The organism is Haladaptatus halobius (assembly GCF_020618475.1).
In the GTDB taxonomy this organism is placed as follows: Archaea; Halobacteriota; Halobacteria; order Halobacteriales; family Haladaptataceae; genus Haladaptatus; species Haladaptatus halobius.
The window spans coordinates 665,057-690,902 of record NZ_CP085336.1; the positions used below are offsets into that span (position 1 = coordinate 665,057).

General features: G+C 56.7%; 20 protein-coding genes and 1 pseudogene. 14 read left to right on the top strand and 7 right to left on the bottom strand.

The window, feature by feature from the left end:
* Positions 1–105 precede the first annotated feature (105 nt).
* The 3 genes from LIW51_RS20150 (at position 106) to LIW51_RS20160 (ending at position 2,803) form a co-directional block, all read left to right on the top strand.
* A complete protein-coding gene (locus LIW51_RS20150) occupies positions 106–1,614 on the top strand; it encodes an anthranilate synthase component I family protein (protein ID WP_227378218.1) in 1,509 nt (502 codons plus the stop codon).
* Positions 1,611–2,183 (top strand): anthranilate synthase component II, encoded by a 573-nt coding sequence (locus LIW51_RS20155; RefSeq protein ID WP_227378219.1) that lies wholly within the window; start codon positions 1,611–1,613, stop codon positions 2,181–2,183. Before LIW51_RS20150 ends, LIW51_RS20155 begins: the two co-directional genes overlap by 4 nt.
* 239 nt (positions 2,184–2,422) lie before the next feature.
* On the top strand, positions 2,423–2,803 hold the full coding sequence (locus LIW51_RS20160) for a Rid family detoxifying hydrolase (protein WP_227378296.1): 381 nt from the start codon (positions 2,423–2,425) through the stop codon (positions 2,801–2,803).
* 33 nt (positions 2,804–2,836) lie between these two features.
* Here LIW51_RS20160 and LIW51_RS20165 read toward each other — a convergent pair whose 3' ends face one another.
* Complete coding sequence (locus LIW51_RS20165) at positions 2,837–3,109, bottom strand: DUF8113 family protein (protein WP_227378220.1); 273 nt, start codon at positions 3,107–3,109, stop codon at positions 2,837–2,839.
* A gap of 209 nt (positions 3,110–3,318) precedes the next feature.
* Between LIW51_RS20165 and LIW51_RS20170 the strand changes: the two genes are divergently transcribed.
* From LIW51_RS20170 to LIW51_RS20180, 3 genes and pseudogenes are all read left to right on the top strand, one after another.
* Positions 3,319–4,842 (top strand): NADH-ubiquinone oxidoreductase-F iron-sulfur binding region domain-containing protein, encoded by a 1,524-nt coding sequence (locus LIW51_RS20170; protein ID WP_227378221.1) that lies wholly within the window; start codon positions 3,319–3,321, stop codon positions 4,840–4,842.
* Positions 4,839–5,135: pseudogene (locus tag LIW51_RS20175) on the top strand (2Fe-2S iron-sulfur cluster-binding protein); the annotation flags it as partial. The gene LIW51_RS20170 and the pseudogene LIW51_RS20175, both read left to right, overlap by 4 nt.
* Before the next feature lie 66 nt (positions 5,136–5,201).
* A complete protein-coding gene (locus tag LIW51_RS20180; protein WP_227378223.1) occupies positions 5,202–6,581 on the top strand; it encodes an aminomethyltransferase family protein in 1,380 nt (459 codons plus the stop codon).
* Positions 6,582–6,780: 199 nt separating this feature from the next.
* Here LIW51_RS20180 and glyA read toward each other — a convergent pair whose 3' ends face one another.
* Together glyA and LIW51_RS20190 are read right to left on the bottom strand one after the other, a co-directional pair.
* Positions 6,781–8,028: a serine hydroxymethyltransferase gene (gene glyA, locus LIW51_RS20185; protein ID WP_227378224.1), complete on the bottom strand. Its 1,248-nt coding sequence runs from the start codon at positions 8,026–8,028 to the stop codon at positions 6,781–6,783.
* A 175-nt stretch (positions 8,029–8,203) separates the two neighbouring features.
* Positions 8,204–9,064: a methylenetetrahydrofolate reductase gene (locus LIW51_RS20190; protein WP_368411829.1), complete on the bottom strand. Its 861-nt coding sequence runs from the start codon at positions 9,062–9,064 to the stop codon at positions 8,204–8,206.
* Between the two features lie 291 nt (positions 9,065–9,355).
* On the opposite strand from LIW51_RS20190, the gene LIW51_RS20195 reads away from it, so the two are divergent.
* The 3 genes from LIW51_RS20195 (at position 9,356) to ilvA (ending at position 16,040) form a co-directional block, all read left to right on the top strand.
* Entirely contained in the window at positions 9,356–11,929 is a 2,574-nt protein-coding gene (locus LIW51_RS20195) for a GcvT family protein (RefSeq protein ID WP_227378226.1), read from the top strand.
* 230 nt (positions 11,930–12,159) lie between these two features.
* Positions 12,160–14,712 (top strand): GcvT family protein, encoded by a 2,553-nt coding sequence (locus LIW51_RS20200; protein WP_227378227.1) that lies wholly within the window; start codon positions 12,160–12,162, stop codon positions 14,710–14,712.
* 80 nt (positions 14,713–14,792) lie between these two features.
* Positions 14,793–16,040, top strand: coding sequence for a threonine ammonia-lyase (gene ilvA / locus LIW51_RS20205; RefSeq protein WP_227378228.1), 1,248 nt, complete (start codon positions 14,793–14,795; stop codon positions 16,038–16,040).
* Positions 16,041–16,430: 390 nt separating this feature from the next.
* Here the strand turns inward: ilvA and LIW51_RS20210 are convergent, their stop codons facing one another.
* A complete protein-coding gene (locus tag LIW51_RS20210) occupies positions 16,431–16,592 on the bottom strand; it encodes a hypothetical protein (RefSeq protein ID WP_227378229.1) in 162 nt (53 codons plus the stop codon).
* 599 nt (positions 16,593–17,191) lie between these two features.
* On the opposite strand from LIW51_RS20210, the gene LIW51_RS20215 reads away from it, so the two are divergent.
* Positions 17,192–18,940 (top strand): BCCT family transporter, encoded by a 1,749-nt coding sequence (locus LIW51_RS20215; RefSeq protein WP_227378230.1) that lies wholly within the window; start codon positions 17,192–17,194, stop codon positions 18,938–18,940.
* A 196-nt stretch (positions 18,941–19,136) separates the two neighbouring features.
* Here LIW51_RS20215 and LIW51_RS20220 read toward each other — a convergent pair whose 3' ends face one another.
* Positions 19,137–19,796, bottom strand: coding sequence for a helix-turn-helix domain-containing protein (locus tag LIW51_RS20220; protein WP_227378231.1), 660 nt, complete (start codon positions 19,794–19,796; stop codon positions 19,137–19,139).
* A 359-nt stretch (positions 19,797–20,155) separates the two neighbouring features.
* Here LIW51_RS20220 and LIW51_RS20225 point away from each other — a divergent pair, with 359 nt between their 5' ends.
* Positions 20,156–21,352, top strand: coding sequence for a DUF8073 domain-containing protein (locus LIW51_RS20225; RefSeq protein WP_227378232.1), 1,197 nt, complete (start codon positions 20,156–20,158; stop codon positions 21,350–21,352).
* 282 nt (positions 21,353–21,634) lie between these two features.
* The gene (gene yqeC, locus LIW51_RS20230; protein ID WP_227378233.1) at positions 21,635–22,363 is read left to right on the top strand and encodes a selenium cofactor biosynthesis protein YqeC; all 729 of its coding nucleotides are present in this window, start codon (positions 21,635–21,637) and stop codon (positions 22,361–22,363) included.
* Here yqeC and mobA read toward each other — a convergent pair.
* Positions 22,360–22,968 (bottom strand): molybdenum cofactor guanylyltransferase, encoded by a 609-nt coding sequence (gene mobA / locus LIW51_RS20235; protein WP_227378234.1) that lies wholly within the window; start codon positions 22,966–22,968, stop codon positions 22,360–22,362. The two genes, yqeC and mobA, sit on opposite strands and share 4 nt — an antisense overlap.
* On the opposite strand from mobA, the gene LIW51_RS39335 reads away from it, so the two are divergent.
* A complete protein-coding gene (locus LIW51_RS39335; protein WP_227378235.1) occupies positions 22,962–23,153 on the top strand; it encodes a HalOD1 output domain-containing protein in 192 nt (63 codons plus the stop codon). The genes mobA and LIW51_RS39335 overlap by 7 nt on opposite strands.
* Positions 23,154–24,108: 955 nt before the next feature.
* Positions 24,109–24,288 (top strand): DUF7556 family protein, encoded by a 180-nt coding sequence (locus LIW51_RS20245; protein WP_227378236.1) that lies wholly within the window; start codon positions 24,109–24,111, stop codon positions 24,286–24,288.
* Positions 24,289–24,375: 87 nt separating this feature from the next.
* On the opposite strand, the gene LIW51_RS20250 is transcribed toward LIW51_RS20245, so the two are convergent.
* Positions 24,376–25,794: an oligosaccharide flippase family protein gene (locus tag LIW51_RS20250; RefSeq protein ID WP_227378237.1), complete on the bottom strand. Its 1,419-nt coding sequence runs from the start codon at positions 25,792–25,794 to the stop codon at positions 24,376–24,378.
* Between the last annotated feature and the right edge of the window lie 52 nt (positions 25,795–25,846).

Here is a 25,846-nt window from a genome sequence, read left to right on the forward strand (position 1 = left end):
GACTGCATCCGAATCGACGACCCTCGCAAAGCTTTTGTCGGAACTACTACAAGGTCTAAACAACGGTATCGAGGGCCGCACTTCGGTTCTCGCAAAGACCATCGCATGAATGAGATCAACGTCATTACGAAGGAAGAATCGTTCGTGGAGACCGCAGCGTCGGCACCACCCGATGCTCGGGTACCGTTCGAAGTTCGCATCACCGTCTCGGATCCATTCGACGCGTATCGCCGCGCCCGCGACCCCGACACCGACGGATTCTATCTCGAAACCACCGGCGGACAGTCGGGGTGGGGCTACTTTGGCGTCGCGCCGGTCGAGCGCCTACAAGTGAACGCGAACGCAACATCTCTCGACGATACTAGTTCCAGTATTGAAGCCATCGACTCGTTGCTCGAGCGTGAACAGCTCGTTCGCGGGGATTGTGACGTTCCGTACCCTTGTGGTGCGTTCGGGTGGTTGTCCTACGATATTGCGCGAGAACTGGAAGATCTGCCGGCGACGACGGTTTGTGATGGACTCCCGCGACTCCAGCTCGGGATGTTCGACTGTGTTGCTGCCTGGGAGGAGCCACACGACGGCGACGTCCAGATCCACGTCACTGCGTGTCCCACCGTCGGAGAGTCGCCAGTGGCGGCCTACGAAGAAGGCCGCGAGAAAGCAACAGCACTCGCCGAGGCAGCGCTGCACGGGGAGCGGCACGTTCAGTCATCCCTGACTCCGAACCGGCAGGCAACGTTCGAGAGCGAGTGCGGTGAGGCGGCGTTCGCCGACCGCGTTCGGACGATCAAGCGGTACATCCGGGACGGCGACACGTTCCAGACGAACGTCTCGCACAGGCTGGTAGCACCTGCGGCGGTCAATCCGGTCGAAACCTTCGATGCGGTACGACGAGTGAATCCCGCGCCGTATTCCGGACTACTAGAGTTCCCAGACATCGACCTCGTCAGCGCCAGTCCGGAACTACTACTGGATGTCGAGGGGAATCGACTGCTCACCGAACCCATCGCCGGGACCCGGCCCCGTGGAGACACGCCCGACGAGGATGCAGAATTGGAACGTGATCTCACCACCGACGAAAAAGAACGCGCGGAACATGCGATGCTCGTCGATTTAGAGCGCAACGACCTCGGAAAGGTAAGCGAGTACGGGAGCGTCGACGTCGCGGAGTACCGCCGCGTCGATCGCTATTCGGAGGTGATGCACCTCGTCTCGCTGGTCGAAGGGCAGTTGCGTGACGGTATGAGTGTGGCCGACGCAGTCGCCGCGATGTTTCCGGGAGGGACGATAACCGGCGCACCAAAGCCCCGAACTATGGAGATCATCGACGAGGTCGAGACGACCCGTCGCGGACCCTATACGGGGAGCATCGGTGTGTTCGGCTTCGACGACCGAGCAACGTTGAACATCACCATCCGGACACTGATTCACCACGAGGGTGAGTATCGGCTGCGCGTCGGAAGCGGTGTGGTCCACGATTCGGTGCCTGAGAAAGAGTATCAAGAGACGCTGGATAAGGCACGGGCACTCGTGACGGCCGTCGACGAGGCGCTCGGCGAGCAGGGGTCGTTCGCCGTCAAACAGAGCACCGACGCGATGGAGGGAGCCCGATGATACTCATCATCGACAACTACGACTCGTTTGCGTACAACCTCGTCCAGTACGTCGGGGAGTTCGACGATGTCATCGTGCGGCGCAACGACGAGATCGACGTAGCAGGGATTCAGGACCTGAATCCCGCTGGTATCGTGGTCTCTCCCGGACCAGGGACGCCGGCGTCAGCCGGCGTCTCGATCGACGTCTTCGCCGAAACGGAATATCCAGCTCTCGGCGTCTGTCTCGGTCACCAAGCGCTGTGTGAAGCGCACGGAGCATCGGTCGGGCACGCCCCCGAGGTGGTTCACGGCAAGCCGTCCGAGATCCGGCACGACGGAGTCGGTTTGTACGACGGCGTAGACGATCCGTTTGAAGTCGGCCGCTACCACTCGCTCGCCATCGACGACGACGATTTACCGACAGAACTCACACAGACAGCTCACACCAACGACGAGCAGGGCGTCGTGATGGGCGTCCGGCACGCCGACCGCCCCCACGTCGGCGTCCAGTTCCACCCCGAGAGCATCCTCACCGATGCCGGAAAGCGCATCGTGAAGAACTTCTGTACGTCCATCGCCAGCGTCTGATTACGACGCGAACCCGGCAACCGACCGCCGCTCTCGTCTCCTCCAGTGAGTTGAGTCTCGGTGTGTCGTTCTTTCCAGGATTATATAGTTTAGGTGAGAAAGCCCACGACTAAAGCCGTGGTTGGCCCTCACGAGGGCGAGTTACAGGGATGGCCCTCAATCAGTAATCGATCTGCCATAATGTGGAAGAAGCATCGAGATGGCCGAGATTTAAGAAACGTGGGCAAAAAGGGGTGGACATAAAGCGCACCATCAGTACTGATGATGCACCAGCTGCGGTCGGCGCGTATAGTCAGGCGACGACGAACGACGACATCCTCATTACGGCCGGACAACTGCCACTGACGACCGACGGGGAACTACTGGCCGACGAACCCGTCGGCGAGCAGACGCGGCAGTGTCTCAGAAACGTCGAAGTGATTCTCGAATCGGAAGGGCTCGCGCTCGATGACGTTCTCAAGACGACCGTCTTTCTCGACGACATCGACGACTTCGACGAGTTCAACGAGGCTTACAGCGAGTTCTTCCGGGACGATCCCCCGGCACGGAGCGCCGTCGGCGTCGGTGCGGTGCCGAAGAGCGCAGCGGTGGAGATCGAGGCCGTCGCGACGACCGAGTAACAACCGAACCGTCCATTCTCGCCGGGGATGGGATCACTGCAATTCCATTCGTTCGGCTCGCTCGACGGCGAGTTCGGTTATCTCCTCGATGTCGCTGTCGGAGCGGTCAGCGAGCACCCGCAACAGCATGCCGAGTTGGATCGCTGCGGCCTCGCGGAGTTTGGCAGCCTCTTCGGTGTCGTTGCCGAAGTAGTACTCGTGACGGCCGTCTTCGTGAACGAGACCAGTGTATGCTGAGCGGAGGTTCTCGTCGGTGATTGCCGACGCCGCCTCAGCCTTGACTTCCTCGAATCGTGAGTTCGCCATCACATCAGACACCGAGCTAGAGGATCCTAACCTCTTTGGTGGGCTCTGCGACCAGGTCGGTAACTCGTCGATGATATCACTCTTCAACGTGTTCGTAAACCGTCTGATTGTGGTCGCCGTGACGACCGCGTGGTCGTATGGGATACGTACACCGTCGACATCGGAGTGAGGACGGAATTTTTTATCCCCTCGGCTCCATAGACGAAGCAATGATACGAAGTACGGGTGTCGTCGGTCCCTCGTCTGCTATTCGGGTCGCGGCCGACACAGCGACGAACGACTACAAGCGGATCATCAGCGTAGCCCGGGATGCGGCTGACTCGGTTCCGGTGGTTCGGACAGGGCCGACCGGTATCGCGGAAATCGAGCCGCTCGTCATGGCGACTAGAGCGGGACAGACGGCGTTCTTCCCGGATCCAAAGCCAACCGTAATCGGGAACCTCGTCGACATGCTCGAGAGTGGTGTGGTTCCCATGGACGGTGCGGCCGCGATCATTGACCATGACCCGGAGACCACGTTGCTCCCGGTTCCGGACACGGGACCGCTCTCGGTTGGCCAGCGGTTGGTACTCGGCCCATGCGGATGGCTCGACCCGCTCAACCCGACTGAGTGGGCGTTCGTTGCAACCGAGCAGTCAGCCGAAGCGGTAACCGACATTGGACTCCTCGGCCGCGGGCGGGGTGACTCCGCAGTGGACGAGCCAGTCGCCGACGTCTGGGAGACGGCTCGGAGGACGGACGGAGATCCGGTTATCGTCGTCAACGCGAACGAGTCCAGCGATACGCCACGGGCCGACAGGACGTTGCTCGCCGGTGCGCCCATGGCAGTCCTCGACGGGATGGCAGCCGTCGCAGAGTACGTCGGCGCCGATGACGCCGTTCTCTACCTAAACGAGACGGACGTCGAATTGCATCGATTCCTTCAAAAGGCCGTCAACGCGGCCGCTGAGGAGCTACCGGTCGTTCCACAGTTGGTGGCTGCACCCGACGTGTACCGCGCTGGTGCGCCGACGGCCGCACTCGAAGCGCTCGAGGGCGCAGACCGCATCGAACCGCGGCTTCAGCCGCCACCCCCCGCCGAATACGGACTCTACGGCCGCCCGACGGTGGTTCACACGCCCCGGACGTTTGCCCAGGTTCAGCGTGCTATCCGGGAGCCGGACGCGTTCGATGCGGAATGTGCCGACCCCGGAACCCGACTGGTCACCGTCGCCGGCGACGTAGCAAGTCCCGCGACTATCGAACTGGCGTCGGGCGGCAGTCTCGAGGCGACGCTGGACGCCGTCGAGATGACGGGCACGTTCAAATTGGCCTGTGTCGGCGGCATCCTCGGTGGCATCACCCGTGATCTCGACATCGCTCCGACCGCACAATCCCTGCGTGCCGCCGACCTCGGCACCGATGGAGTCGTCGAACTCCTAAATGAAAAGCGGTGTGCGGTCGCGACTGCCGGCGAACGCGCTAAATTCGCCGCAACGGAGAACAGCGGTCGCTGTGTTCCTGGCCGCGAAGGCACGAAACAACTCGTCGAACTACTACGCGACGTCTACCGAGGGTCGTTCGAAACCGACGAGATTCGGGAACTAGGCCGAGTGATGAGCCGGTCGAGCAACTGCCAGATTGGGGCTCACGCCCCTCGGCCCGTGACGACTGCTATCGACGAGTTCGAACCGGAGTTCCGCGCACACACCGACGGCCGCTGTGATAGCGGCACCTGTATGGAGAAACTATGAGTACCGAAGACCCACTCCCAAGCGTACCAGATATTGCTGACCCGCGTCCGAACACGCCGGTTACGGCTGAGTTCGAGACAGGCACTGCGAACGACCCAGACGTCGGCACCGATGGCGATACATCGACGACGGTAACAGTCAACGGTGAACCGGTGACCGTCCCAGCAGGGTCGACCATCATCGATGCGATGAAATCCGTCAGCGACGAGACTGTGACGACCGCGTCGGGCGCGGACGGCGTCGACGATGACGCCGACGTACCAGCGCTCTGTTACTACGACCACGAGGGTGATAGCATATAAATAGCAGGAGTTTTTAACACTGTCTTTTATTACTTTCTGTAAACCTAATCTACAGGTATGCCAGAGAGCAACGACCATCCAAATCATCCTGGTGTCGATCAGTCAGATCGCGTACTACCGAGAAACCTGCGTCAGACTGGTGACCCCGGTATCGAGATGTTGGTCTCCACGCGCGTTCGTAAATCCCCCTTCTTCGACAAGTCCTTCAACGAGGAAGGTGCCTGGCGATGTACGGTGTACAACCGAATCTACCACCCTCGTGGTCTCGTCGAGCCGGAGGACGGCGGCGCGATGGCCGAATACGAGGCACTGACCGAGAAGGTGACGTTGTGGGACGTCGCCGTCGAACGTCAGATTCGCGTAAAGGGATCGGACGCCGAGGCACTCACCAACTACGTCATCACTCGGGACGCGACCGAGACCGAACCAATGCGCGGGAAGTACGTCATCCTCTGTAACGAGAATGGCGGCATCCTGAACGATCCCGTCCTATTACGCGTATCGGAGGATGAATTCTGGTTCTCTCTCTCCGACTCCACGCTTATGCAGTGGTTACAGGGTGTCAACGTCGGGAAAGATTTCGACGTCGAGATCGACGAAATCGACGTCGCACCGATGCAGATACAGGGTCCGCTGTCCGAGGATGTGCTGATCGATGTCGTCGGCGAGGAAGTCAGCGAAATCCCGTATTACGGGCTCATGGATGCCGAAATCAACGGCTGCCCGGTGTTGGTGAGCCAAACTGGCTTCTCCGGCGAGAAGGGTTTCGAAATCTACGTGAAAGACGCGATGGAAAACGCCGAGCGGGTCTGGGAACCGGTCATGCAAACCGTCAAGGATCACGGTGGGATGCAAATCGCACCCGGACACCACCGTCGAATCGCGGCGGGCATCCTCTCGTGGGGGCAGGACATGGATCACGAGACCTCCCCGTTCCAAGTCAACTTGGGATATCAGGTGCCGGACGACAAGGAAGCCGACTACATCGGCAAAGAAGAACTCGAACGGCAGAAAGAACTGGTAGATGACGGTGAGTTCCCGTTCAACCACAAGCTTGTCGGTCTGAAGATGGCCGGCGAACCAATTCGGGACTACGCCCCCGACTTCTGGCTCATCTCCGACCCTGAATCGGGCGAAGAGTGCGGTTATATGACGTCACCATGGTGGAACCCCGACTTGGAGACGAACATCGGACTCGGCTTCGTACCGGCGGATAAACTTCAGTCGGAGGCCGAAGTACTGCTCAACGACGAAATCTATGAGGCCGACCTCGACATCGAGTTTGAGGTGCATCTACCAGATGAATACGCTGAAGAGGAGGACGAGCCGGTGTACGCCACAGTGGCTAGAGTCCCGTTCAAGGAGTCGGTCAATCCAAGTGCTCGCGAACAGGCCAAGCTGAGCGCCAAGAAGGAAGCAAAAGCCAACGACGACTAATCGACCCGGGTCGCTCAGGGCCGTACAATCGCCTCGCAGATTTTTAAATAGCGTTGTCCACTAGGGACGATGTCGAGTAGGATATCACAGGTATCGCCTCACCGTTATGTGAGAAATGGAATCGATATCCGACACATAGATCAGCGATAAGCCGAAGATGAATTTTGCGTGACAACAGAGTTGCCACCGGACGGAACCGTTAGTCGTAAAGCGTGTACTCGTCCGTGAGTTCGTCGACGCGGGCGCTAACGTCGGCAATGACCGCTTCGTCGTGGGGGGCGTCGACGACCTCGTATATGAGGTCAGCGACTTCGCCGCATGCTCCCTCACCGAAGCCACGGGTCGTGAGTGCAGGCGTACCAATGCGAATCCCCGAGGGATTAAATGGAGATCGTGTTTCACCCGGAACCGTATTTGCATTCAAGACGATACCTGCATCCTCCAGTGCCGATTCGACTTCCTTTCCCGTGGTGTTAGGATGGGACGGCCTGAGATCCACCAGCACGAGGTGGTTGTCCGTGCCACCCGAAACGAGGTCAAGGCCGTGTTCCCGTAGGCGGTGGCCGAGCGCCTTCGCGTTGGCAACGGTCTGCTCGGCGTACTCGTCGAACGAGGGGTCGAGAGCTTCGCCGAACCCGACCGCTTTCCCGGCGATGTTGTGCATTGCCGGTCCACCCTGGGTACCGGGGAACACTGCGCTATCAACATCGTCAGCGTGTTCTTCGCCGCACATGATGAGACCTCCGCGACCGGCGCGAATGGTCTTGTGCGTCGACCCGGTGACGAAGTCAGCCACACCGACGGGCGACTCGTGAACGCCCGCGGCGACCAGTCCGGTGATGTGGGCGATGTCAGCTACGTGATAGGCATCGACGGCGTCTGCGGTCGCCTGAATGCGCTCAAAGTTGACCTCCCGAGGATACGCGGAGTATCCGGAGACGATAACGTCCGGCTCAAATTTCTTGGCCGTCTCATCCAAACCCTCGTAGTCGACATACCCCGTCTCGGAATCTACCTCGTATTGCTCTATGTCGTAGACCTGGCCTGCGAAGTTCGCAGGGTGGCCGTGTGAGAGGTGGCCGCCGTGGGTCAGATCCAAGGACAGAATCTTGTCACCTGGCTCGAGAATCGCCAGATACACCCCCATGTTCGCCTGGGAGCCCGAGTGCGGTTGGACGTTGACGTGATCCGCTCCCCACAGTTCTTTGGCGCGGTCGATGGCTAACTGTTCGATTGCGTCAGCGTATTCACAGCCGCCATAGTATCGCTCGCCTGGATACCCTTCAGCGTAGTTGTTGGTCAGTTCCGAACTCTGAGCCTCCATGACGGATTCCGAGACATGGTTCTCGCTCGCGATCATCGCCAGAGTCTCGTCCTGTCGAGCCCGTTCGGCTTCAAGGAACTCGGCGACGGTCGAGTCCGTCTCGCGGATAGTGTCGTACGTCATGATTAGCATACCGGCTTGGATACGGAATAATTTATCCTTCGACAGAAGATGATAGGTCACCGACCATCTGTGTTCCACGGTATCACAGTATGACAGGCCCACCACTGTTCGTGAAAGCGATCGATGAGACAGCGAACCGTAATTATTGCTCGCACATTTCGCGCGTTTCTTCTGACTATTTCTGGATTCGAGCGCGACGCCACGATTCAGTGTCGGACGTCTGGTTGAAGGTGTAGATGTGAATACCGCGGATTCTGTACATCTCGTCGTCAACATACGGTGCGAGGCTGTCGACGAGTTCGTTTGGCTTGTACTTCCCTCGCGAACTGACGAGCTGGCGGATGAACCCAAGGATGCCGGTCGTTTTGCTGAGGAACTTTATCGAGTCGCCGACGCCGACCTTCTGGGAAATATTAATCAATCGCTGATACTTCATCACGCCCGGGATGCCGATCTCGACGGGGAGGTCGACATCCCGATCACGGATAGTTTCGATCCACCCGAGCACGGTCTCCGGGTCGTAACAGAGTTGTGTGACGATGTAGGTCGCGTATGCCTCTTTTTTGGCCATCGAATCCGTCAGCGTCTTTTCGTCGAGGAAAGCGTGACCCTCCGGATAGCCGGTGATACCGACCTCGTCGAAGGAATATTCCGTGTCATCGAGCGTCGAGAGCAAGTCGTAGGCCGACTCGAACTCCCCGGCAGGTTCTTCACGGTCGCCACCTGGAACGAAAATGTCCGTGACACCAGCGGAGGTGAGCCGTCGGGCGATATTTTCGAGGTGTTCCCGATTGTTGACGTAGCGCGCAGCGATGTGAGGAACGATGTCGTACCCCTGTTTAGCCGCTTGCTCGGCGCGTTCGACCGTCCGTTCAATGCCGAGTTGCGGTGACGTGGTGATAGCAATGGTCGCGTCGTCGGGCAGGTGGGTCATTTCGTCATGGAAACTATCGAATGGCATCAATTCGTACCGTGCGCCGGTCAGGAGTTCCTTAACGCCCTTCTGTTCCATATCGGCACGCAGTCCTAAGGACATATCTTACGCACAGATGATGATGATGAAGGTACTTTTGTCTGTGGGTGTCACTGAAAACATGTTTAAGTCGTAGGCGGTAGCAGCCGTCCAGCGACCCATTCGCTACAGAATCAAGGTGATGGTTCCATCATTCTTTGAGTGCTATCAGACCCATATTCGATTCGCTAAGACGACGGCCTCGCACCGAAATCCCCAGAAACTCAAACTATTAAATTTCTAATTGTTTAAGAGACGTAGCAACACTGGACGGTAACTATATTTGCACACCACAGCCACTTTTGAATCAGACTTATGAATACGACTGACAGCTTGCCGACCCAGGCCGACACCGTCATCGTCGGTGCTGGTATCGTCGGCTGCAATATCGCGTATCAGCTTACAGAACTCGGCCGAGACGATGTAGTCGTCGTCGACCAAGGACCGATGCCGACTACCGGTGGATCCTCGTCTCACGCACCCGGCATCATGTTCCAAACCGCCGATTCGAAGATTCTCACCAAATTCGCGAATTATAGCCGAAAGCTGTACTCCACACTCAAGGGAAAAGACGGTGAGCAGGCCTACAACGAGGTCGGTGGAATCGAGGTGGCCCGAAGCGAGGAGCGCATGGACTTCCTCCAACGTCGCGTCGAATGGGGAAGAGCTTGGGGTATCGAAGATCCGCAACTCCTCTCGCCCGAGGAAGTGACCGAGTACCTCCCGTTAGTAAACGAGGATGTGATTCTCGGGGGCTACTACTCACCCACCGACGGTCAGGTCTCCGGCGTCATCGCCTGTGATGCGCTAGCTCGGGCGGCGATGAATCGGGGTGCAGAGTTCGTTCCGCACACCCGGACTGAGGATGTCACGGTCGAGAACGACTCGGTGCAGGCAGTCGTCACAGAGAACGGCACTATCGAGTGCAATGAAGTCGTCATCGCAACGAACATCTGGGCCCGACAGCTCGGTGAGAAACTCGGCGTTCACCTGCCGGTCGCTCCCGTCGAGCACCAGTACACAATAACCGAACCACTTGACGAAATGACGGACAGCGCGGTTGACGTCAGCAACCACCCGTTATTCGAGAACTATCACAACGTCTCCGGCGAGAAAGCAAAGCGCCTACTTATCGGGCCCGACCGGCCTATCCTGCGGGATCAAGACAACGCGATGTACTATCGGACACACGGTGACACCTACGGCATCGGCTCATACAATCACGAGCCGATCGTTCCGAACCCTCAGGAGTTGGGAGGTAACGACTCGGATGGCGAGCAGGGGTCGGTTCACGAATTCACTGACTACCACATGAACAACGCAACTCACCCAGATCGCCCGGACAAACCCCCACGGCAAGCCAGTGACGAATTCATACCCGCCACGACCGGCAAGGATCTCGAATTCAAGTACAATGGGATGTTCGCCGAATCGCCGAACGGCCTGCCTGTGATGGGACCAATCCAAGAGTACGATGGACTCTGGGCTGCGGCGGCCATCTGGGTCACTCACGCCGGCGGTGCCGGGAAAGCCCTCGCCGAGTGGATGGAGAACGGTATCCCACGCCTGCCCGACGGTTCAATCGATCTCGCACACGCCGATGTCAATCGGTTCGATGCCCACGAGGGAAGCTGGGACTACACTCACGACATCGGCGGGGAGGAATATCGCATCGTCTACAACATCATGCACCCAAAGTGGGTGTGGACTGATAAACAGCGGGACATTCGCCGGACGCCGATGTACCACACTCACAAGAAGTACGATGCCGAACTGTGGGCCGAGGCCGGCTGGGAGGAACCGCAGTGGTTCGAGTCGAACGCCGACCTGCTAGCAGAATACGGTGACCAAATCCCCGAGCGTGACGGTTGGGAAAGCATTTACTGGTCGCCCATCGAGGGGGCAGAAGCACTGCATGTCCGCAATAAGGTCGGTCTCCACGATATGACCTCGTTCAACAAAATGGAGGTCGTCGGGAGCGATGCCGGCCAGTTCATCCAGCGTCTCTGTACGAACAATATGAACATCGATGTCGGCGATGTCAAGTACACGCTGATGTGCAACGAGGGCGGTGGCGTCCGCGCGGACATCACCGTCACGCGTACGGACGATAATCGCTACCTCCTGCTCACGACCGGCCGTGAGGTCGGAAACAACCACGTCGCATGGGTTCGCGATCAGGCTCCGGAGAACGTAGTCGTCAACGATGTCACCTCCAGCCTGGCCGCGATGGTCTGTACTGGGCCGAACGCCCGCAGTGTTCTCTCGAAAGTCGCCACCGTCGACCTCTCGGACGACGCCTTCCCGTTCTTCACGAGCCAACAGTTCTTCATCAAGAACGTGCCCGTAACTGCATTGCGTGTCTCCTACGCCGGAGAACTCGGCTGGGAGTTGTACACGCCCTCTGAGTACGGCGAGACGCTCTGGAACCACATTCTGGGCGCCGGCGAAGAGTACGACATCCGACCGTACGGAAACGGTGCTCTGAACGCGCTGCGCATCGAAAAGGGATTCCGGCTGTGGGGCGAGGATCTCCACACTGAGCACAATCCCTCCGAGGCGAGTCTCGACTGGGCGGTCGACCTCGATACCGAGTTCATCGGCAAAGAGGCCGTCGCCGCGGCTGGCGAAGGCGACAATATCGACCACAAAATCGCCTGCCTGACTATGGACGACGAGGAAGCAGTGATACTGACCGACAGACCAGTGCTCGACGGCGACGAGACCATCGGTTACGTCCACAGTGCCGAGTACGGTTACACCGTCGGAGCCTGTGTCGCGTACACGTACCTTCCCCCCGAGTACGCTGAACCCGGAACTGAGGTGGAGATACTTTACGAGGGTGACCGGTACGGCGCAACCGTCCGGGAAGAGCCACTGGTATCCTAACGGTCACGAGTGACGGTCATCGACTCTCGGAGAGCAGACCAATTCGTATTCTTCTTTTGTCACACTGTGGTTCGCGTCAACAAGTAGTCGCGGATTTGTCGTTCGAACCGTTAGACACCGAAACGAACGACATCCAGGGATAGAAACCTTATGGCAGCAGATATCGGCGCATCAGATGAACCTTCACCGGTGTATTTAAGATAGTGACAGTTACACTCCAGCATGAAAGTATGAGTACAACGGATCTCCCAGCCCGCTCGGCTACCGTCATCATCGGAGCCGGTGCCGTCGGGTGTAGCGTCGCGTACCACCTGACGGAACTCGGCAGCGACGACGTCACCGTTATCGACCAAGGCCCACTGCCGGTGACTGGCGGTTCATCGGTTCATGCACCGGGCATCATGTTTCAGACGTCCCCGTCGAAGATCCAGGCGAAGGCGGCTTACTACACGAGCCGGTTGTTCTCCGACGCCGGGGTATACGACGAAGTGGGCGGCATCGAGGTGGCCCGAAGCGAGGAGCGCATGGACTTCCTCCGACGACGCGTCGAGTGGGCGACCTCCTACGGACTACCGAATCCGCAGTTACTCTCGCCTAAGGAAGTGACCGAGTACCTCCCGCTGGTGAATGAGGATGAAATCCTTGGAGGCTACTACTCGCCAACTGACGGCCGCGTCGACGGTATCGCGGCCCTTCGGTGGTACATCGAGAATACTCAGGCGGACTTCTTCGGCGATACAGTGGTGACGGATTTAGAGACGACAGGTGGTGATATACAGGCAGTCATCACCAACAAAGGCCGTATCGAATGCGACCGCTGTGTCATCGCGACGAACAACTGGGGGTACCAGACTGGACAGTTCGCTGGAATCGATCTCCCGATTGCGCCTGTCGAACATCAATACATCGTCACCGAACCGATGGACGAGCTAACCGACGCCGAAACCACCATCGGCGACAATACAACCGGCCTCGAGGTGCCGGGTAACCGTGACATTCAGGAGTATATGAGCGAGGATCCACATCGTCCAGTCGGCCGCGACCAGGATTACTCGCTGTACTTCCGAACCCACGGAGACGCACTCGGCATGGGATCGTACAACCACGAATCGTTATCCGTCGATCCCGAGACGATGGGGAAGAATAGCGAGAGCCGCCAAGCATCGGTCAGGGACTTTTCGAGGAAACACTGGGAGCGCCCGACCCATCCTAATCGCGATAAATCCGCCAAGCAGGCGTTTGACGAACTCCTCCCGGCAACCCGGGATAAAGAGTACGCCGTCACCGAAAACGGCATTTTCGTCTTTACGCCGGACGGGATGCCGGCCGTCGGTGAGACGGCAGCGGTCGACGGACTCTGGACCGCGCTCGCCATCTGGTGGACTCACTCCGGAGGCTACGGTCGTATTCTCGCCGAGTGGATGGAGAACGGCGTCCCGCGGCTCCCGTCAGGGCCGGTCGACACCGGCGGCATCCACGTCCGCCGGTTCGCACCCCACACCGGTGAGAAAGACTACTTTGTCGACCGCGGGGCAAAGCGATACGAACAGGTCTACAGTATTGTCGAACCACGCTGGCAGCCAGACAACCATCGCGGCCTACGCACCAGTCCCTTCTACCATCAGCAGAAGGAACTGGGCGCGGAGTTCTATCAAGCCGGCGGCTGGGAAACGCCGCAATGGTATGAATACAATGCGGATTTGGTAGAGCGATACCAGGATCAGATCCCTGTACAGAACGGCTGGCAGTCGGTAAACCGCTCGCCGATCGAGGGCGCCGAACATCTCCACACTCGTGATAAAGTGTCGATGTTCGACATGACAACGTTCAGTTCCATCATGGTCGAAGGCGAGGGCAGCAGCGAGTTCCTCCAGCGCGTCTGCAGCAACGATGTTGACATCGATATCGGCCAGATTCGCTACTCTCTGCTCTTGAACGAAGGGGGCGGCATCCTTGCGGACGTCACCGTCGTCCGTCTCGACGAGAACCAATACATGGTCACCACCGGCGGCGGTAATTCGCCGGGAATCCATGGTAACTGGCTCGAGGATCACGCCCCGTCGACGGTTTCGGTTACCATCGAAGAGGGTGCGAAGTCCACCATCGGGTTGTGGGGGCCAGACTCCCGACTCCTACTTCAACGGTGTACCGACTCCGACGTCACCAACAACGGCTTCCCGTACTTCAGCGCCAAGCAAATCTACGTCGGAGAAGTGCCCGTCATCGCACTGCGTGTCTCTTACGTCGGCGAGCTCGGCTGGGAGCTGTGGGCCCCGAGCGAGTACGGCCAGCGGCTCTGGAAGACACTGTGGGAGATCGGGCGCGATCTCGACGTTCGACCGATGGGTGGCGGCACCCTCGAGTCGATGCGCTTGGAGAAAGGTTTCCGACTCTGGGGTACGGATATCGACACCGACGCGAATCCATTCGAGGCAGGCCTGCCGTTCGCCGTCGACATGGATACCGATTTCATCGGGAAGGAGGCACTGGAAGAGGCAAAAGCGGAGGGAATCGACGCACGCATTGCTCCGCTTACACTCGACGACTCGACGGACATCATGCTGAGCGGCCGCCCCGTACTCAAAGACGGAGAGAGTATCGGCTACGTGCAAGCGGGCGACTACGGGTACTCAATCGATGAGTCAATTGTCTACACGTACGTCCCGAGCGAATACGCCAAGGCCGGAACGTCGGTTCGGATACAATGTGAGGGAAGATTGTACGACGCAACAGTTCGCGACGAGCCACTGTTCGATCCCGGCCGGGGGAAGATACTAAGGTAAGTAACCCGGTATAAGTATCACACAATGACCGTCGTAGGGATGACCCCTGATCCACCACGAATTAAATTCACTACGAACCAATGACAACAAGCGAACCCGACGAACTTCCCGTGCAGTATGCGGATATCGAATGCGCCCGCGAACGCCTCGGCGACGACACCGTCGTCAAGCGAACACCGATCGAGCGAAGTTCGTCCTTGGACGAATTCGTCGGCGGGGAAGTGTATCTGAAGATGGAACATCTTCAGTGGACCGGATCGTTCAAAACCAGAGGCGCGTACAATAAGATACGACAGGATGTCGAGCGCGGCGTCGACGAGTTCGTCGCCGCGAGCGCGGGGAATCACGCCCAGGGAGTCGCGCTCGCCGCCACGAAGTGCGGGGCGAATTCGACCATCTACATGCCAGAGAATGCGCCACAGGCGAAAGTGGATGCGACACGGGAATACGGCTCAACCGTCGAACTCGTCGGCAGGGACTTTCAGGAGACCATGACTCACGCCAAATCGGTGGTAAAGGAGACCGACGCCGAGTTCGTTCACGCCTACGACGATACGGACATCATCGCTGGCCAGGGAACGCTCGGTATCGAGATGTACCACGATAATCCCAATGTCGACACGGTCGTTGTGCCAATCGGTGGCGGTGGACTCATCAGCGGCGTCTCAACGGCAATCAAGCATCTCTCGCCGGAGACGCGCGTGGTCGGCGTCCAGGCCACCGGGGCCGAGACGGTTCACAAAAGCTTGGATAAAGGAATGCCAGTGACGCTCGACGAGGTGGATACCATCGCGGACGGTATCGCGACCGGGGGCATCTCCGAAACGACGTTGCGTATCATCCAGCAAAACGTTGACGACGTGGTGACCGTCACGGACACCGAAATCGCTCGAGCGATACTTCTGTTGCTGGAGCGAGCAAAGCAGGTCGTCGAGGGCGCGGGGGCAGCGTCCGTGGCTGCCATCTTGAGCGACGATCTCGACGTCACGGGCGAAACGGTGATGCCCCTACTCTGTGGTGGGAATCTCGACATGACCAGACTTCAAACCGTGCTGGTTCACGCGCTGACCGAACGCCGACAACTCCTTCGGCTCCGCGTCCGCATCAACGACCGACCTGGAAAGATGGAGGAATTATCCGGAATCATCGCGAATAAGGGGGCGAATATTCGCGATGTCAGACACGATCGATCAGTCGACGACTTGGAAATCGGTGAAGCATACCTGGTGTTCAGAGTCGAAGCTAGTGGCGCGGAACACGCGGACTCCATAATCAACGCTGTCGAAACGGCCGGTTATTCGGTCGAAGATATAACAAAAACCATATAAATAGTGTTCGTAGTCCGCAGAAGACCGTCAGGTTCCTCGACGCGTCCGTTAACCAGAAGAGGCGGAAACTCGTTTGATGGCAGGTTGTAGAGGACAAACTATACGATCGATTCCGTACGACTCTATCTTAATCCCCAACGATGGGAGCGAAGAAGCAAAGCAAGGCGCCGACCACGGAACAGAACTTTGCAGCCGCGCTCAGGTCGCCCGTAGATGTGCTCTATTTCATCGGCCTTCTCGGGTACGCACCGTACACCCGTGTCGTGAGATGACGAAAAACGACTTCACCAAGAGCACGAGGGACATGGTGAGGCGATGATGGCCGAGAGAAGTGACACCGCTCACGGTCAAACGCCAACCACTGCGTGATGGCCCCAGTGTCTGATCTCATCACGAGTTGACGAGGCGCGTTTCTCTGAGGTAAATCACGATCGCTGCGCTCAGAAAGCAAAGTCCGGCCACCTGCAAGTTCCCAGACGACATCGCCAGCAGTGCGATGCTAAACAGAAGTAGAACGAGACCGGCAGCGGCCGTCGCTAATAGGATTACCATATCGGTGATAACCCAGTCAGGGAAGAAAATACTGCCGCCGAGCTTTCCACATCCGCCTCGATGCCGATGGTAGAATTCCCGGTGGGATTGGGGGACGTGACTACCTCCGGGGTTCGACAGATCGACTCACCGCCCTGTATCCGTCTCGTGTGGTTCGGTGAATGCCACGAGGAAACGAACGAAACGGCAAACACGATGTATCAACCACCGTTCATTAGTTGTTTTCGACTGGCACCTGATGCATGTCCTGCTCACAAACCAGTAATAGCCGTTTTGCACCAAGTCGACTGAGGGCGCTTATTTTCGTGTTCGAACGGTAAGTATGCAGTGGCCAACGGTCGGGCTGTGCCGAAGTTTTATCTGTTTTCAATTAGATTACGGGGTTGAGGTTGTGTAACACATCGCAATCCGATACAGTGTGACCTGATCGATAGTGGGGCTGCGTGCCACCACTCACTATAGAACGTCAAGACAGAAGCGAATGGATGTAATTCACGTCGGAACGCCACGAGGTACAAAAGTGCCAAACGTTCCAGAACGCAGGGCAAGAACAATGATATCGAATGGACAGCAGCCACTCCGCGTAACAGAGGCAACGTATGGCAGAAAATGAGGAGACCACGGGAGAAGTGTCGAGCGGGTTGCAGGTAGAGCTGTTCCACCCTGAGTCCGACCGGAAGCCTGGTGATAGAAACATTCAGAAGTTCGGGTTCGACATCCATCCAGTCATTTTTCCGGTTGCGTTGGGGTTAATCGCGTTGTTTACCGTAGTAACCCTGATCCTCGGTGCGCAGGCAGCCAACATCTATTCGTCGATTCGTAGCTTCTTCGAGGGGAACTTCGGATGGTTCTTCCTCCTAGCAGTAAACATCTTCATGGTGACGATTCTGTACTTCGCACTCGGGAAATTTGGGTCGATCCGAATCGGTGGCGTCGAAGCCGAGAAGGAGTTCAGTGACTTTTCGTGGATGGCCATGCTGTTCAGCGCCGGAATGGGGATTGGCCTCATGTTCTACAGTGTCTCCGAACCACTGTACTACTACGGGAATGTTCCGGGGTTCTTCGGTTACAAGGCGCAGACTGGCGAAGCAGCGTCAGCCGCGGTGGCGCAGACGTTCTTCCACTGGGGTTTCCACCCGTGGGCCATCTACGGCCTTGTTGGCCTTGGCCTCGCCTTCTTCTCGTTCAACCGCGGCCTACCGCTGACGTTCCGGTCGATCTTCTGGCCTTTGCTCGGCGAGCGCATTTACGGATGGCCGGGCCACGTCATCGATCTGGTGACGGTGTTCGCGACCCTGTTCGGCCTCTCGACCTCACTCGGTCTCGGGGTTGCTCAGGTCAATACCGGACTCTCGTACGTCGGTGGTAACATCCTCGGCATCGTGAATATCCCGACGGGGATAGTTCCACAAATAATCCTCATCGCCGGAATCACGGCCATCGCAACGGCCTCTGTTGCAGCAGGCCTTGACGCCGGTATTAAGCGCTTGAGCACGGTGAACCTCTACTTGATGTTTATTTTGCTGACGTTCATGATTCTCGTCGGCCCTACGGTATACATCTTCGGCACGTGGGTTCAGGGTCTAGGCACCTACTTCGGAAACTTCCTATCGCTTTCTTTCTTCACCGGCACACAGGGCAATGGTTCAGCCACTGTTTCTGGCTGGACAGTGTTTTACTGGGCTTGGTGGATTGCGTGGTCCCCGTTCGTCGGGATGTTCATCGCGCGTATCTCGAAAGGTCGAACAGTCCGGGAGTTCGTCATTGGTGTGCTGTTCCTCCCGTCGCTGTTTTCGACCATATGGCTCTCGACGTTCGGCGGGAGTGCGCTGTTTAACTCGCTAAACGGTAACGGTCAAGCACTCGCCATTTACAACGAAGCCGGACAAACTGTCGCGATGTTCGCTCTACTGGAACAGTTCCCGTTGGGCGCCATCTCCGGCAGTCTGGCCACGCTTCTCGTTATAACGTTCTTCGTTACGTCGTCTGATTCAGGGTCGTTGGTCGTGGATCACCTTACCTCCGGCGGTAAGCACGACGTGCCCAAGACACAGCGTATCTTCTGGGCGGTCACCGAAGGCGCCGTCGCGGCACTCTTGCTGTGGGGTGGCGGTCTGAATGCGCTACAGACCGCAGCGATCGCGACCGGCTTCCCGTTAGCACTCATTCTCATCGTAATGTGCTTCACAGTCTACCAAGGACTCAGTAACGAGTACGAAATCTTGCAATCTCAACAGTTCGCCGAACACATCCAGAAACGATCCGTGGAGGATGACGCCAATGCCGTCACCAGTAGCGGCATGGTCACAGACGGCAAGGGAAATCCCGACCCTGAGAGCATTGACTAAGTCTACTCCCACCAAGGGCCTTGCTTTTGACTATTTATTCGCTCTTGCGACAGTAGGAATATCCCACAGCTCGTATAGAATAGATTTGACTGTTAAATGTTAGCCCGGTTGCACACGAACCATCCCAATCCATGTGTTTTACAGGGTTCGAAGACGGGAACGAGGGCAAGCTCGTCTCGGCCCCTACCGTCGACGGTCACTCCTCGCTGTCGTCCTCCGAGATTGTCGCGGCAATGAGATTCCGCACCCCGCGGCGTAATCGGCCACTCATCGCTGTCGATGATACGCCAATTTCGTCGGCAACCTGACTGAGCGAGATATCGCGTGGTTCTTGGAAGTATCCCTTATCGTAAGCGGTTTTCAACGCGATCATCTGTTCGTCGGTCAACCCATAAGACATCTCAGTTCTCGTATCGTCGTTACTGTATATCTCGATGATGTCAAGCGTGATTTCGTTCTCGTTTGCGTACTCCCAGATGCTGTTGAGAGCTTTCCTATCGGGCAGGAGTAGTCTGATAAGCCAGCCGTTCCCCTTCGTCTCCGTGTGTACTAAGAGGCCGTTCACATTCGTTACCACCGTGCTAATGAGTTCCGTCTGGGGTGTATGCTCAATATAATAGATTCCCGCCCCGTTGGTCCAATCTACGAGCTCATATTCGTTGACCGTCGGGTCACCGTCGAGTATCCCCTCGAGTTCTGCGCGGTCGTCGTATTCAATAAGAAACGGGAAGACGGTGGTTCCAGGACTGGTGGTTCCCTGTGTGACAACTCTAATCTTGACCTCATCGAGACTTCTTAACGTAGGGACGAGGGCGAGTCGTCCATGTTCGATATATGATCTAACGATGATAGACATATTGGGGTTGTGTACTCCGTCTCGAACATTTCGGTACGTTCAGATGTATTCGTTGCAGTGTTACCGTTCGTTTAGCCATATCGTCCCTAGCAGGTTATAGTCTACAAGCCCACAAGAAGGTTTACGTATACTGGTTGGGTCGCCTCCAAATCTCCGAAGACTAGCTAAATACCTCATCCGGTTTTCGAGCGATTTATTGCTAAAACCGCCCGGGTTACCCCTAAGCGCTCCATTGTACCTCTGGAGAAAGCAAATCACTATCGCTAAAGTTACGAATTAAAGGGCGCTATTTAAACATGCGGATAATTCATGATGTACCTATTTCCCCTGTTAGGTGCACCATCGAGTTAACTATGCCCATGGGAACTTGTAACACGTTTTGGTGGCTCTCCCAAGCACTCGAACATTATGAGTCGGGGCGGGCAGAGATAAAGCGCGTAGAGGCGACTCGACCCAGCGACTCCCAGTCGAAGGGTGAGCTCCGAGCTACCGTCGATGTCGCTGTTCCGCTGTGTGCGACACTGACTGGCCATTCAGAGGACGCTCTCTCGCCGACGGCCGTGACGATTCAGGAAGATGGTAGTTTGCAGGTCGACTTTCCGGCGTCTTCTCTCCCGACGGCGAACCGAATCGAAAACGAGCGAGTGTCGGTCGAAGAAGCAGAAAGCGTGCGTATCGAAGATGGAACAATTCTGGTGACGTCAGTCGTGACCATCGCCCCCGGCGATGAGACAGAACAACCGGGTATCGCTAGAGAGAAAAACACAGTACAGCAAATCCGTAAGAGCACTTCAGAGGAGACAGTAGATGCGGATCTGAGTACGGATGCTGTCGAAGAACCGACGGACGAACGAAAAGCTGAACCCTCCCCGTGGCCCGACCATCCTCCGGTATTTCAGGGAGAATCAAATCGTGAGGACGAGTTCGATACAGCACGAACCGAGGATCTCCCACCGTTCGAAGACACGGAATACCTTCAACGGATCTACGACTCGTGCGATACATTCATCGAGATGGCCGAAGTGATCGAGATGGATGTTTCGGCCGAGACCGTCCGCCGTTACATGACCGAAGCGGGCATTCACGAACCGGCTACCTACAACACTGTGTCGAGTTCTGACGCCGAGAACGCAGCGTCACCAGAACGCGACGATAGCGGTTCCCCGATGACGCAAGGCGAAAACAATGTTGAGCGTTCGACTAGCGATTCCGGGTTGACTACCACCGACGGACGGTCGGATGAAATAACGGATGGGTTAGATTCAGATACAGATGACCCTGTGGAAGATGTCGGAAATCAGCCACTCATCGCTGACGGAATTGGACTTCCGGACGGGGTGTCGATTGATCATCTTGCAGACGCAGTTGAATCTTCGATAACGATACACGAGGTCACGCGAGAACTGAACATTGAACGGGATGAAGCTCGCCAATTACTGGAGCGGTTAAATCTATTAGATCTCGTTCTCACGAGAGTGTGGAAAGAGGATGCTCCCAAAATCTCTAGAGCCGAAATCGCCGATCGAATTCGCAAGAGCGTCACTAACAATTCGTAGAGTGACCCTGTCCAAACGGCGTACTTCCAAAATATAAACTGTGGCATGTGGGTTGAGGGAGACGGCGGGTGTAGACGCACGTCAGTCCGTACTCACTCGATTCTAATATGATAGATTGTTTATCATTTCTGCATCGTTCTACAAGGGTTGAAACCGAAGTATCACCAGTTCCGTTATAGAATCAGGGCATTCATCGTCTTTCGGCCTCGTCCACACCCGGGCAGACGGACTCTGCAGTAAAACTCCACGCACTTTTTTATTGGAAGAGGTGTCAATGGAAGCATGAATCTCGTAGAAGCGCTTGGCGCAGGAACGGATACGGTGTGCACGGTGGGTGCAGGAGGCAAAAAATCGACGCTGTACGCCCTCGCCGCACGCATCGAACGGGCCGTCGTGACGGCGACAGTCCGAATCCCCGTTTTCGACCGGCATGTCAGCGAGATAGTTGTGACCGAAAATCCCAGCGTGGCACTCCAAAGGGCGAAGGCGTGGCCGCTCGGCCTCGTCCCTCGGCGCGACCGCGACGACCGCTACGAAGGGTATGACACCAATACTGTCGCGACTCTTGCGGAGGAGAACATCGCTGATGCTATTCTTGTGAAAGCTGACGGTGCGCGAATGAGCGAGTTTAAGGCTCCTGGCGACTGTGAGCCACAGATTCCGTCGACTGCGAGGACGATTCTGCCGATAGCCAGTGCGCAGATTGTCGGCAAGGCGCTCACTGACGAATACGTCCACCGACCTGAACAGGTCGCGGCCATCACCGGCTTGTCGGAAGGCGATATCATCTCCGCGGAGGACGTTGCCACCGTCTTAGCCGATGAGCAGGGCGGCCTCAAGGGAGTTCCCGACGATGCGACGGTGATTCCGGTGGTGAACAAGGTCGATGACGGTGCGCTCGAAGAGGTCGGGCGTGATATTGCGGCCGAAGTCCTCCATCGAGCGGACGTCCCCCACGTCGCGCTCACACGGATGACTGACGACGAGCCACTGGTCGCTGTCGTGGACTAGAAGCGCTTCGTGGCTGTTTCGAACTCCTCCTGGGTGTTGACGTTCTCGAACGTTTCTATCGTGCCGTGCTCGCGAATCTCTTCCTCGTCGATGACGACGTAGTCGAGTTCGAACAACGGGTCGATGATCCGGTGGTCGCCCGCCGCAAGCGCCTTGCCACACGCCTCGGCCATTGGCGCTGCACGGTAGACGGCATGGGTCGTCTGAAACCATTCGTTTTCGAGCTGCGGAACTGCCGCGTCGTGCCCCATTGCCCGCTCAAAGAGGTGTTCGACAACTCCCAGGTCGATGAATGGCATATCACATGCGGCAACGAAGGCGTACGTGGAATCGACGGCCTGAAGGCCGGTTCGGATACCCGCCATCGGTCCTTGATCGGGCTCCGGATCCTCCGCGACAGTAACTTCGCGGGGATACTCCTTCAGCGCCGCGCGAATCATCGGCACCTGATCCGGCCGGCAGTTCACGACCAGCGCGTCAACAGAATCGATGAAGCAGTTTGCCACACGGCGTATCATCGGCGTACCAGCAAGATTCGCGACGGCTTTATCCCGATCGCCAAAGCGCATAGACCGACCGCCAGCGATGATGACCCCTGTTGGCATACGTTTACGCTCGTTCGTATAGGGGAAATGAGTTCCGCTCGCCTCCTCTCTACGACGCTACTGATCCAGATGCCCTCAATAGCGTCATTGCCTCGCTAGATACCGGTCGTGTGCGCTTCGAGTATTCGAATTGCCATGTGATTGTCACATACGACGAAATCATTGATACTGCCACAGACAACTAACTGGGTACGACACTGGCGAACTGTTCACTTAGTAGGTCATTCTAACGAGTTATTTCGTCCAGCAAAGTCTCAACGAACTCGTGTTTCACGTAGTGGATACGCTGGGTATGAACGTCGTATTCGATCAGCCCGACAGTAGCTAACTTTGCCAACTATCTGTGGTGAAGGATAATTGTAATATGTTCGCGATCATGGATTCCACCCTGATTGGCTCGATTAGCTAAGTATTCGACGAGTTCGTCGACTGTTGTGCCGCTATCAGGGGTGGATCGGAGGTAGCGCAAAATGAGGCGACGATCCTCACTGGCTACGACGCCGAGGACGACATCCAATGACAAACTTGATGGCTCTGACGGACTTTTGGATGTCACCATCTCATCACCTCCGTCGTACTCTCACTGTGAATTAAGAGCGTTCCGCTTGGTTGACATTATTAAGTAGGACACTGTTCGTTTATATAATTCTATGGGTACGAGAAGTCGCAGAATTCCTTCCGAGGATTCTTTCTCTGATTCTTGTCACCGTGGGTCGCTTGCTCGCGCCACCGTGTCTCGTATTTTATCGCCATGAGATAGTGATTATATTTTTTATGTATTTATTAATAATTAATTGTAATCGGGCACCATTTAGCGAACTATCTTGAGCAACCAACCCGCGGGCGTGACTGTCGAATACACGATCGGCAATGCCAACGCGTCGTTCCATTTCCTGGCATCCCGTGCCGCCATCACCGGTAGGCTTGTCACTTAGAATCCGTAAACGTGGACTCACACAAACTTCACCCTTCCTCAAATAGAAACTTATCGCAGAACTCAACCGGAGAGTAGTGAGAGGCCGCGCTGATGAGGATTTGAAGAAATGGTCAGAATCTCCTTTTATTATGGCTGGGAATGTGAAGGTGAAGAGACTTAGTGAGCAAGAAACGACAAGAAATTAACGAAATAAAACTATCAAAATGCCTGATTCATCATATAGTGAGCGGGATGGCAATCGCACATCAAATATCGTCTTCGCAATTGATGCGGTGCATGATAGGAACTGCTCTGCCATCGCGATTATCGCCGACATCACGAAAGACGATGCATGGATCACTGCCGATGTGAGCGATATTGCTCAGTTGGATGCTTGGCGGTAACCAACTGGAGTCTACACTTGTATGCGTCATCTCGAACTCGGTACTTGAGAAATAACCGAGGTAAATGGTTGGAACTGCACCGTGCGCTTAGCTAGTCGTTTGATCACGCGTTTTTCCGTCGGTCAAGAGTTCGTTGACGGTGAGACCAACGCTGACAAGTGACCGTCGGGCGAGGCCGTCCTGCAGCAGGAGGCATGCGACATACGTGACGACGCCAATTGTGCCGACCAGGATTTTTGATTGAAGGGTGGTTGGCAGAACGCGAGTGAGACCAGCCATGATGACAGCCATCCCTGCCGCACTTCGGAACTGTGCGCGGAGCGGGTCGGGGAGCACTGGAACTATCGTGTTGTTCTGTCGGAGCGCTCGATGAAGAAGGAGGCAGCGGAGCGTCTCTGCAATAATCGTCGCAATGATCACGCCGATAGCACTGATCGATAGGACAAGGATAACACCGAGGATGAAATTCACGGTGACGGTGATCGAGGAAATTCGGAAGATAGCATCCGGACTCCCCATCCCCTTCACAGCACTGACCAGGGGTTCACGTTGCGTCTGGATGATGCGGTACAAAGCAATGCCGAGGAGGAAGGGGACGGCGGCGACATAATCAGCGCCGTAAACCGTCCCAATGATGATCTCACCGAAGAAGGCGACGATGACAAACATCGGGATGGAGAGCATGCTTGTATACGAGATGGTGGACGTGACCATCTCGCTGATTGAGCGGTTGCGGCTCGTGAGGTTGCTGATCTTGCTGATTAGGCCATCCATCACCACATTCGATATCAGCGTGGCTAGAGCGGTGAGTGAAAGCGCAATTTCGTAGTACCCGACTGCGGCTGTGAGTCCAATCCAACCAAGGAAGAAAACGTCAAATCGGGTATATGCCTTCCCGACGATGTTCGATGGGACGTTGAACTTCGCGTAGTCCCAGACGGAGCGCACAGTGGCCCGTGTCGGAATCGACGGTCGAATTCCAAGGAAATAGAAGATGATTGGGATGCAAAGAACCGTCGCGACGGTAAACCCGATTGTCATCCCCAGTACACTCAATCCGAGCAGTACAAGTACGGATTGGAATACAGTTTTCGTCACCTCCCGCAGAAGGTCTATCCAGTTCGTGACTCCAAATTTCCCCGTTCCTGCGAGTAAGAACTGGAGGGGCAAGAACAGCGCTAGCCCGACGAATAGAACGATCGCGAGGGAGGCCGCATTCGGAATCCCCGTATACGATACTAGGGGATGACGCCCAACGTCTGTAACTATGGTGGCAAGAAGACCGCTGGCTATTGAGATTCCGAGTGTGAGCCCGAGCAGTTCCTCATTGGACGTCCTCGCCTCCGCGAGGCGTTTCTGGCGCGCACCGCCGAATCCGTGTGGAACCCTGTTGGCGAACTGAACCACGGAGAGCAGGAGGAAGAATCCCCCGAATGATTTTGGGCCGAGTTCGCGAGCGAAGTAGGTTCTGTGTCTACCGATGCCGCGACCGGGAGTTCGCCCCACCGAGTCTTGCCTGCGACGGTTGAACGCTCGTCATTGAACATCCCAGAGAAAT